A 10,812-nucleotide genomic window follows, 5' to 3' on the forward strand; every position below is an offset into this window, starting at 1 on the left:
TAGGGGGAAAAGTTTTTGAAGAAGCTAACGACGCGTTCATTTAAAACCATTGCAGCAACACTTGCGCTAGTGCTATTTGTTCAAATACCGGCAGCATCTGCAGCAACATTAGATGAACTGAAAAAAGAGCGCAGTCAACTCGAAGCAGAAAAGAAATCTATAAATAAATCACTTGAACAAAAAACAAATGAGATTCAAACAAACCAAAACAGACAGCAAAAAATCATTTCACAACTGGAGCAACTTGGTGCAGAAATTAATGAAACAAACCATAAAATTGCCGTTGTCGAATTGGATATTGAAATTGCAAACGAAGAAATTTCTATTTTAGAAGATGAAATCGCAGAATTAAAAGAGAAGATTGAACAGCGGAATGAGCTATTGCGTGAACGTGCTCGCGCGATTCAGTCATCAGGTACAGTAAGTTACCTTGACGTATTGCTAGGAGCAAATAGTTTCGTAGACTTTATCGATCGTTTTTCTGCTGTAAGCACACTTATGGACGCTGACCGTCAAATTATGCGTGAGCAAAAAGAAGACCAGGAAAAGCTTGAAGTTCAAAAGCTGGAGCTTGTGAAGAAAAAAGAAAACCTTGAAGCGAATAAAGCGAAATTGAAAAGTTTGATGGCTTCATTAAATCAACAAAAGAAAGAAAAGAAAAAATTAGTAGCAGAGCTTGAAAAAGAAGAAGCGAAATTACGATCTGAGAAAACAGAACTTAAAGCTGAATATGATGATAAAGTAGAATTAAGTAAAGAGCTTGAAGAAAAGTTTCTTAAAGAACAGCGCCGATTAGCGGAAGTTGCCCGCCAAAAGGCATTGGAAGCTGCGGCTGCTAAAAAGAAAAAACAAAACAGCAGTAGCAACAGTGCTGTAAGTTCTGGAAACTTGCCGGTTGTTTCGGCAGGAAATTGGACAAGACCTGCAGCGGGCCGTTTTACGTCAGGGTTCGGCCGACGTGATATTGGACCAATCGGAAGTAAAAATCACTTAGGTATTGACATTGCCAACTCAATCGGTACACCTGTTGTTGCAGCAGCGGATGGTGTTGTTTCGTATGTTGGATCGATGAATGGTTACGGTAACGTTGTAATGGTTACTCACTCGATTGAAGGACAATTATTCACAACAACGTATGCCCATTTAAGCGGATTTAATACGAGTGTTGGTGCATCTGTTTCAAAAGGTCAGCAAATTGCACGACTTGGAAATTCAGGTAACTCAACAGGACCTCATTTACACTTTGAGATCCATGTCGGTGAATGGAACGGCAGTCGTTCAAATGCCGTAAACCCATTAAATTATATTTCACTGTAACATAGAGAAAAGACCAAACTTTAATTAAAGTTTGGTCTTTTTATGGGTGTATGAAGAAAGGTTGCGTGAGTTAACGTTATATAAATTATAGCAATTTTTCCCGCACTCTTTAGCCTGGTATAGGGCAATATCAGCTTTTTTCATTAAACTGGATTCAGTAAAATTCAGTTGACTAGATGCCGTTGCGATTCCCATGCTTGTTGTAACCGTTAAGGTATGACCGTTAAGTTTCCATGGCTGCCGGATAGCGTGGTTGATTCTTTCTGCAATTTCTATCGCATTGTTAGAGCTTTGAATGTTTGAGAGTAGAATAACAAATTCATCTCCGCCTAATCTTGCCACCATATCATGATCACGGATAGTTGATTTAATACGAGAACCAAATTCTTTAATAACCGCATCTCCTGTATCATGGCCATAAGTATCGTTAATCAGTTTAAAATGGTCAATATCTAAAAGTATTAGAGCAAGCGGTGTATTATTGGTTAGAAACTGTTCCTTTGCAAAGGCAAATTGTTCTTTAAAAAATAATCGATTTGGAAGATCTGTTAAACTATCGTGATAAGCAAAATATTTCAATTTGGATTCATATTCTCTTCTTAAGGTTATGTCTCTAGTGAGTACAACCAGATGCTGAAAAGTATTTTTATGGTTGAACACCGGATTTCCGATGGATTCACACCAAATCATAACTCCTTCAGCATTTTTTTGTCTAAATTGAATAGTAAAAGGTTCACCTGAGCTGATCGAATTACGGACAATTTCCACTAAACGTTCTTGATCATCTGTATGGACATTATGAAGAAAACTTTTCTTAAGATATTCTTCATGGTAGTAACCTAATATATTTTTGTAAGATGGGGAAACATATGTGATTTCTCCGTCTTTATTTACAAGTGTAATTAAGTTATATGCATTCTCTGCAATAATTCGAAAGCGTTTTTCACTTTCTTCGAGCTTGTTAATGCTTTGTAACTGTTCAGTAACATCTTTCAAAATTCCGTATAATCCAATAATTTTCTCATCAATGATAAGTGGGATGATTTTAAAAATGATGTTAACTTGCTCGCCATTTTTATTGTGAAAGATTAAATCTCCGCTTTGATTAGTTCCTTTAAGTGCTTCGTTTATCAGATTATCAAAGTTGCCTGAATCTTCTTTGTCTAATAACTCTTTAAGTGGTTTTCCAAATAACTCTTTTATTTTATACCCGGTAATATGTTCACTCGCTTCATTTCCATCAGTAATATAACCCATTTTATTTAAAATAAAAATGCCATCTGTGTTATGGAAAAATAATGAATGATAACGCTCATTACTTTCAGCCAGCCCACTTATCATTTCCATTGCATTTGAAAGCGCATTTCTTTCATGTGTAATATCTCGTACAACCGCTATGATTCGATTAACTGTACCTTTTTCATTAAAGAAGGGACTTAAATCGGTTTCAGCATAATACTTTTTACCATTCTCCTCGTAAACATCTTCATAAGTATAGCTTTTTTGACTTACAACAACTTTGCTGTATTGCTTATATAAAAATTTTGCTTTTTCCTTTGGTTCAATATCCATAATGCTTGAGCCAATAATCTGGTTAGACAAATTTAAACGCTCCATTGCAGCGGTATTAATGAACTGATAACGAAAATCATCGTTTACAACTTCAAGAATAAAGACCATATCTTTAATACCGTTCATTAAAACTTCTTTATAAAATTTCTCCATAAAAGTTCCCCTTGTTTTAACTGGACTAAAATTTATTTCTTCTGAAGTAAGTATGGGCATCTTCATAGATAAATTCAGTGTTTGGAATTTTTCCATTATTCCTAATTATTGTGCTTAATTTATTAATAATAGAAGCTAATCGATTTTCCGTCAATTGATTCACTTTAATGGGCACTCCGTAAGAATAGACTTCCGCAAACACTTCATTTATCCATCTTAACTCGCCATTTAATTCAAATTCTTCATCCAGAAGGGTGAAACTAATATGAAATTTCATATCCATATTGATGGGAAGTTTTAAATTTGATAATATGTTCAAACCGCCAAGGCTTATATTTCTAATTAAAATAGGCGTTTTACCTAATTGGACCGGTTTACCATTCAGCTCGACAATAGATAAGTTACCTGGTATAGGAAACGGGAATTCCAGTCGGGAAAACTTTCTTCGTTCTTCAATAATTTGCTTAGTATTTGATCTTTGCGGTTTTAAGTAGCCACTTACTAGAATTTTTTCAAATTGATCAATTTTAACAGGTTTTGAAAAAAGGTAACCTTGAATAATGTCACAATCAATTTGTTTCAGGAAATTTAATTGTTCAAGTTCTTCTACACCTTCAGCAACGATATTTAATTCCAATAATTTTCCTAAGTGTAAAGTAGCCGATATAATGGCATTATCAATTTCGTTTTTATAATTAATGTTTTGAATAAATAGTTTATCTATTTTGATTGTGTCCGGTTTAAATTGACGTATTGAAGCAAGCGAGGCATAGCCTGTACCAAAATCGTCAATGGCAATACGTATCCCCATTTCTTTTAGCCGTTGAATAATGGAGTAAGTTCCTATTTCGGAATTTACTATCGTATTTTCGGTAATTTCGAACTCAATAAATTGTGGCTCTATTTGATACTTCTCAATTTGAGCTTTAACAAAATCAAATAAATCGGTCTTCATAAATCGAATTGGTGGAATATTTATCGCAATCGGTTTAAGGGGCAATCCCTTTTCTTTCCACTCATATAAATATAGACAGACTTTTTCAATGACCCAATCGGTAATTGTATTAATCATATGGTTTTCTTCCGCAAGTGGAATAAATTCCCCCGGAGAAATCATACCCCACTCTTTATGATTCCAGCGTATTAATGCTTCAGCTCCATATAGTTTTCCGTGTTTCGGTTCAACTTGCGGCTGAAAGTACAATTCAAACTCTTCATTAATAATTGCTTTTCGCATGTCTCGATCTAAAACATATTTTTTAAAAGAAGAAATGTCCGCTAAATGAGAGGATAGTTGATAAGTGTTTCTGCCTTCTTTTTTGGCTTGATAGAGGGCTGTATGTGCATTTTCCAATAATACATTTTTCTCTTTACCTTCCTCAGGGAAAAAAGTAATGCCGATACTGGTAGAAATGTTTATTTCATAGCCTTGAATGATAAAAGGATCGCTAATTTTATTAATAATGTTTTTGGCTAACTGGTACACGTTGTCTTTGTCATCATAATTCTTATAAATCATTATGAAATCGTTACTGCTTAAACGTGCTAAATATCCGGCTTGTGGCATCAGTTTGCCAAAGTTATCGGCAATGAACTTCAATGCCTGGTCACCGATTGAATAGCCTAATGAATCGTTAATAATATTAAAGCGATCTAAATCTAGACAGAGAACTGCAAAACTTTCATCATATTTACACATATGATCCAATTGTTCAAAGAGTGATTTCTGATTGGGAAGTCCTGTTAGTGCATCGTAATTTGCTAAATAATCTAGTTGTGCTCTTAGTTCCATTTCTTGCGTAATATCCGTAATTAGTCCAAAAACATTTGAAATTTCCCCGTTTATATTGATCTCCGGGACAACTTCTTCCAAAAGCCATTTAATTTTTCCACTACCACTTATAAATTGATAAATAGTTTGTAAACTTTCTCCAGCCTCTACCTTTTTTATCGCACTATCTAGTTGGGAAACAGAATCTGGATGAACCATTTCATACCAAGTATCCGGATTATCGTACAATTTAGAGATAGGAATATCTAATATATTTTCCAATCCTTTAGAGGCAAATACAAAACTCCCGTCACTTGCATCGCGAACCCAAATACCCGAGGAAAGATTATTGAAGATTTTTTTGTAGTTTTCGTTTTGTTCAATAATTTGATTCTCCAGCTCAATTTGCTGAGTTACATCACGAATAACACCGATGATTTTATGAGGTTTCTGATTCTCAAACAACACTTCAGCATGAACTTTAATATACTTTATTTCTTTTGTCTTACCGTGATAAATTCTAAATTGATTTGTATAGTTTTTTCCAAATTTAATTGCTTCATTAATCTTTTTATAGGCATGTTCGTAATCTTCTGGATGAACCAACTTATAAGGATCGCTCATATGCATATATAAATCAGGTTCTAAACCAAAAATATAATAAAAGTTTTCTGAACAATACAAATGATCGTTTTCAATTAAATACTCCCAGCTTCCGATTTTTGCAATTTGCTGAGCATGTTTCAAATGGTTTTTATGTGATTCCAGTTGTTCTGTTAAAATAATTTGATCCGAAACATCGATAGCGCTTAAATAAACTCCCTCTACTACATGATCGATCGTTATAGGGATTAAAGTTAGGGCAAGCATTGATTTTTGATTGTTATTATTTATTGTTTCAATCATGCACTTTTCGGATTTGCCACTTAATGTTTGTTTGAAAACATCTGATAAAATTTTATATGAAGGTTCGGTTAAAACAGTTTGGAAATCTTTTAATGTATTTATTGTTTTTTTGAAAAAAAAAGTTACTCTTTTATTATCTGAAATGATTATTTCTGAACTATTCGAAAAGATAAAAATGAAGTCAGGATGATTATCTACAATGGATGAATAGTAATTTAATAGCTCATTATTTTCCGTTTTGATATTAGTAAAATTTTGGATAGACTCATTCTTAGAAAAAAGCTGTTTAAATTTATTTATTTTATTATCATTATTCATAAATTCCCCCCCTATAAATACTTGATTTAACGATACGACCTGTATACAAATAGTAGTTATAAAAATTCTGCGATTAAATGAGTTAATATGCCTGTTATTTGTTAAGTATATGTACATATAAAAAATTCAAAATTCAAATGTCTAATAGGTTTACGTTGAAAATAACGGGACTATTGTATTGAGACTATGTATTTAGAACAAAATGTGTATATTTTAAATACCCGTTTTTTATATTAAATAGTCACATTTGATAAATTAAATTTATATAGTTTTTTAAATAATTCATTAGATCATTAAATCAATGATGATTCAAAAGAAGTTTTTCCAGTTTGAATAATTACCTGAAAGTTATGATAATGTACTAGTAGGAAGAAATGGTGGGGTGAAGTTGATGAAAAAAAATATTGGAATCGGTATTATTTTAGTTCTGGTCATCACAATGCTTGGCACTTACATAAAAGCTGAAATCAATCAAAGTACTGCAATCAACGAAAATGCATTAGGGAAAGAAGTTGAACTGGGGGAAGAAGTGGGCCTTGAAAAAGGTCAGTTTGCACCGGATTTCACATTATATAATTTACAAGGCGAGCCGCTGACACTTTCGGAGCTGAGAGGGAAGCGGGTTGTACTGAACTTCTGGGCAACGTGGTGTCCGCCTTGTGAAGCGGAAATGCCGCATATGCAAAAGTACTACGAAAAATACCGTGAAGAAGACAATGTGGAAATTGTCGGTGTTAATATGACATATGCTAACGAAAAATTGGAGCGTGTGGATCAGTTTTTAAAAAGCTATGGTATTACCTTTCCTATCGTACTGGAACAAGCTGAAGCAGTCGCCTTTCAATATGAAATTTTGACAATGCCGACAACGTATATGATTGATTCTGCAGGGAAAATACAAAAGCAAATCATTGGTCCGCTGGATTTGGATACATTGCGGGAAAATGTAATACAACTCGATTAAACGGGGGAATGAGCAGGCCCGGCTTCTTAGTTATCATCATTTTGTGACGTATAAATTCGACTTTATAAGTATGAAACTTTCATTCGCTTCATAAATTTTATGGAACGGAGGAGAATTCGTGCGGAAAAGTCGGATTTTTTTATTAGTAGTTGTAATGATGTGTATCGGCATAATTGTTTATGGTGTTATGAAAATCAAGGCACAACCACAAGAGGAACAGGCGGATTTTGCGGTAGTCAATGAACTGCATGAGTTAATCACGAGTGAATCAGTTTATGATATCAACTCTGAAAAATTGGTGGAAGGTGCACTGCGAGGAATGGCCAATGCAATAAATGACCCCTACAGTACTTATTATTCGGAGCAAGAAGCAGCATTACATAAACAGACGCTCGCAAGTGAACGAATCGGCATTGGTGTTGAGTTGGCAGAAGCGAATGGCAAGATTATCGTAGTGGCCCCTATTAAAGCATCGCCTGCAGAAAAAGCAGGTATTCGACCATTGGATGAGATTATACAAATCAATGAAGTACGTCTTGACGGGAAAACTATGGGGGAAGTTCGTAAGCTGATGTACGGCAAGGAAGGGGAAGAAGTTGAGCTTGTCATTTACCGACCGGAACTGGACCAGCATTTAAAGTTGGTCATGAAAAGAGAACGTTTGAAAAATGATACGGTGGAAGCTGAAGTTCTCGAAGTAGAAGGGAGAAAACTAGGCTATATAACGATCAATCTTTTTGGCGAAAAAACAGCAGAAGAATGGAAAGAGGCTCTTGATGGAGTAATCAAGGAGGAAGTAGAAGGATTAATCATTGATGTGAGGGACAATCCAGGTGGCTATTTACATAGTGTTGCCCAAATGATGAGCATGTTCGAGCAAAAAGAGAAGATCTTTGCGTATATGCAAAATCATGACGGTGTAACAGAGCCACTGAAAACAAAGAAAGTGGAGCAGTTCCAGCCTTACGCAAATTGGTTGCGTGATACGCCTTTAACTCTTATCCAAAATGAAGGAAGCGCATCAGCCAGTGAAGTGTTTGCGGGTGCCCTGCAGGACTGGAAACGTTCGGTCATTATTGGGGTGACGAGCTTCGGTAAAGGGACGGTCCAACAAACATGGGATCTCCAAAACGGCGGAGAAGTAAAATTATCGACGAACAAATGGCTTACACCTTCTAAAAAATGGATCCATGATGTAGGGATTGAACCGGATGTCGAAGTGACACAGCATCCTCTTTACAGTGTAGAAACAAAAATACTGAAAGGACGCTATGAAGAGGGAGAATACAGTGAAGAAGTTGCCTACAGCCAGCGTATTTTAAGTGAACTGGGCTACGCTATCAGCCGGACAGATGGATTCTTTGATAAGGATACAGCTCAGGAAGTAGAAAGCTTCAGACATAAGCATGATATTGCAGAAGGAAGCTATATGGATGAAGTATTTTTCAATGAATTAACGAAAGAACTGCAAACATTCAAACAGTCGAAAGTAAACGACATGCAGCTGCAGATGGCGATTAGTTATATTATGCATCAGTTTGAGTGATAAATAGTGTAAAAGATATTGAAAGCTCGTTTCTATAAGAAATGGGCTTTTTTTAGTTGATTAACATTTTATTTAAATACGATCTGAAAAAATTCCATCTTATTTACCGCCTCCTTAGATCTCCGAATCTCCCACCATGGCTTTATTTCATTTCCGGTACAAATGGGACTACGCATTCCGTAAAGGATTTGGTACAATTATTCGTACGGTAGGTGAGAATATGGATGGAACAGTTTTGATTGAAATTTTAAAAGGGATTGGCCGATTTTTTATAAATCCTTTGTTTTATATCGCCATCATTTCCGCAGTTTATTTAGGATATCGCCGAGTGAAGCGCGAACGAAGGTATTTTAACCGACGGATACTAGGTGGCTGGTCCGAGCTGAAAAATATGCTTGCGATGGGTTTAATGCTGTCCGTTATTATTTCCTTATTTAGTCTCGTAATAGGCTTAACAGTATCACTCGAATTATTGACAATTGTATTTATAGTAAGTTTCGTAGGTTTGATCATTTATATGTATCAATTATTATCGCCGGCGATTGTTATGGCGGTTGCTTTTTGTGGAATCATTTGGATGCAATGGCAAGATTGGTCATATACAATCGGAACGATTGAATTGGCAGGGAGAAATGTTACGGACGATCTTGTTATGACCGTTCCGATTATGACAGGACTCTTGCTGATGGCAGAAGGAATTTTAATTCGCCGTTATGGTGCCCGTTTTGCTTCACCGATTGTTGAGAAAACAAAACGTGGATTAAATGGGATAGGCTATTTTAGTAAACAGCTTTGGATTTTACCTGTCTTTACTATTATTCCGGGTGAAGGCATTCAAAATTTTGCGCCTTATTGGCCACAATTTACGATCGGAGCAGAACAGTTTTCGATCATTGTTTTCCCGTTTATTATCGGATTCCAGCAGATGGTGCGCCAAAAGCTGCCTATGAATGTTTATCCTCAAATGGGACGTTCAATTATTATGATAGGGCAATTTGTGCTGATCGTCGGATTGGCCGCTTATCTCCTGCCGGTACTAGGTGCTGCAGCATTAGCATTAGGGGCAATTTCCCGTACAATTATCGGCATTCATTATAGTCGTTCTGAGGACCGCAACAGTTATGCCGTTGTACGCAGTGATAAAGGTGTTATGATTGCCGGTATTTTACCGGATTCCCCTGCAGAGAAAATGGGACTTGTTGCAGGTGAAATTATTAAGCGTGTAAATGGACAAGATGTTTTTACAGAAGAAGATTTGTATAAGGCATTGCAGATCAATGCTGCCCATTGTCGTTTGGAAGTGCTTGACCATTCAGGCGAAGTGCGTCTTGCACAGCATGTTGTCCATCGTGATGATAATCACAAAATCGGGTTATTAGTTGTTAGTTAATTTCAAAAGAATCTCGGTAATACGAGGTTCTTTTTTTTGGTTAAAACGGGTATAAACAAATTATGTTAAGATTAAATTGTACTAGACAGCGTTGTGTAACTTCAGGAATTTTTATCGTTTTTGGTAGGGGTGAGTGGTTATGTTAGATTGGCTGACAATCGATAATATAGAAACAATTGTAGAGAAATATAAGTTATTAGGCCCGTTTTTCGGGATTTTATTAACGTTTTTAGAATCATTTATACCGATATTGCCGTTGTTCGTAATAATCATTGCCAATGCTGCAGCATACGGGTTATTTTGGGGTTTTTTACTGTCCTGGCTTGGAACGGTGGCAGGGTCATACATGTTCTTCCTCATGATTCGCATGTTCGGAAAGTATCGTCTCTTCCATCGGATTAAAGAACAGAAACAAGTAAAAAAACTGATCAACTGGGTGGATATTAGAGGATTCACACCACTGTTTGTTCTACTATGCCTGCCGTTTACACCTGTTGTCGTTGTCAATACGGTTGCTGGTTTATCCAATATTAAAAAGAAATATTATTTTTTGACACTCCTTATTTCAAAACCTATTTTAATCTTTTTAATTAGCTATTTAGGCAGTGATCTGCGAGATATTTTAACCTCTCCTACAAAACTTATTATTTCAGCTGTCATTATTTTAATCATTTGGGGAATCGGCAAATTGATTGAAAACATCTTAAATAAGCGTGTGGAAAGAGATTTGCGAGAGATAGGTAAGTTACGTAAACATAAATAAAAAAATATAAGTCTTGGCTTTTTACAAATAGTGAAAAGGCAGGGCTTTTTTGTATGAATCCAATTAATGCGCGAACATGTATTCTTATATTATAATAGAAGAAAGAAATAGA

The 10,812-nt window shown here is 35.6% G+C and carries 7 protein-coding genes; 5 read left to right on the top strand and 2 right to left on the bottom strand.

The features are described 5' to 3' along the window. Positions 1 to 15 precede the first annotated feature (15 nt). The gene (locus AC0VXV_RS04080; protein ID WP_475530462.1) at positions 16 to 1,317 is read left to right on the top strand and encodes a murein hydrolase activator EnvC family protein; all 1,302 of its coding nucleotides are present in this window, start codon (positions 16 to 18) and stop codon (positions 1,315 to 1,317) included. Positions 1,318 to 1,341: 24 nt separating this feature from the next. On the opposite strand, the gene AC0VXV_RS04085 is transcribed toward AC0VXV_RS04080, so the two are convergent. Further along, positions 1,342 to 3,042, bottom strand: coding sequence for a diguanylate cyclase domain-containing protein (locus AC0VXV_RS04085; protein ID WP_475530463.1), 1,701 nt, complete (start codon positions 3,040 to 3,042; stop codon positions 1,342 to 1,344). A gap of 25 nt (positions 3,043 to 3,067) precedes the next feature. Beyond that, a complete protein-coding gene (locus AC0VXV_RS04090; RefSeq protein WP_475530464.1) occupies positions 3,068 to 6,037 on the bottom strand; it encodes an EAL domain-containing protein in 2,970 nt (989 codons plus the stop codon). 391 nt (positions 6,038 to 6,428) lie between these two features. Here AC0VXV_RS04090 and AC0VXV_RS04095 point away from each other — a divergent pair, with 391 nt between their 5' ends. From AC0VXV_RS04095 to AC0VXV_RS04110, 4 genes are all read left to right on the top strand, one after another. Next, positions 6,429 to 7,001: a peroxiredoxin family protein gene (locus tag AC0VXV_RS04095; RefSeq protein WP_475530465.1), complete on the top strand. Its 573-nt coding sequence runs from the start codon at positions 6,429 to 6,431 to the stop codon at positions 6,999 to 7,001. Between the two features lie 118 nt (positions 7,002 to 7,119). Then, positions 7,120 to 8,547, top strand: coding sequence for a S41 family peptidase (locus AC0VXV_RS04100; protein ID WP_475530466.1), 1,428 nt, complete (start codon positions 7,120 to 7,122; stop codon positions 8,545 to 8,547). A gap of 220 nt (positions 8,548 to 8,767) precedes the next feature. Next, a complete protein-coding gene (locus AC0VXV_RS04105; RefSeq protein ID WP_475530467.1) occupies positions 8,768 to 9,937 on the top strand; it encodes a PDZ domain-containing protein in 1,170 nt (389 codons plus the stop codon). A gap of 139 nt (positions 9,938 to 10,076) precedes the next feature. Continuing rightward, positions 10,077 to 10,700, top strand: coding sequence for a TVP38/TMEM64 family protein (locus AC0VXV_RS04110; RefSeq protein WP_475530468.1), 624 nt, complete (start codon positions 10,077 to 10,079; stop codon positions 10,698 to 10,700). Positions 10,701 to 10,812: the final 112 nt, after the last annotated feature.

The organism is Solibacillus sp. iso_87 (assembly GCF_056173085.1).

Coding starts and splice junctions, on each gene's coding strand:
- AC0VXV_RS04110 (WP_475530468.1), top strand. CDS start 10,077: ATGTTAGATTGGCTGACAATCGATAATATAGAAACAATTGTAGAGAAA.
- AC0VXV_RS04085 (WP_475530463.1), bottom strand. CDS start 3,042: ATGGAGAAATTTTATAAAGAAGTTTTAATGAACGGTATTAAAGATATG.
- AC0VXV_RS04105 (WP_475530467.1), top strand. CDS start 8,768: ATGGATGGAACAGTTTTGATTGAAATTTTAAAAGGGATTGGCCGATTT.
- AC0VXV_RS04095 (WP_475530465.1), top strand. CDS start 6,429: ATGAAAAAAAATATTGGAATCGGTATTATTTTAGTTCTGGTCATCACA.
- AC0VXV_RS04090 (WP_475530464.1), bottom strand. CDS start 6,037: ATGAATAATGATAATAAAATAAATAAATTTAAACAGCTTTTTTCTAAG.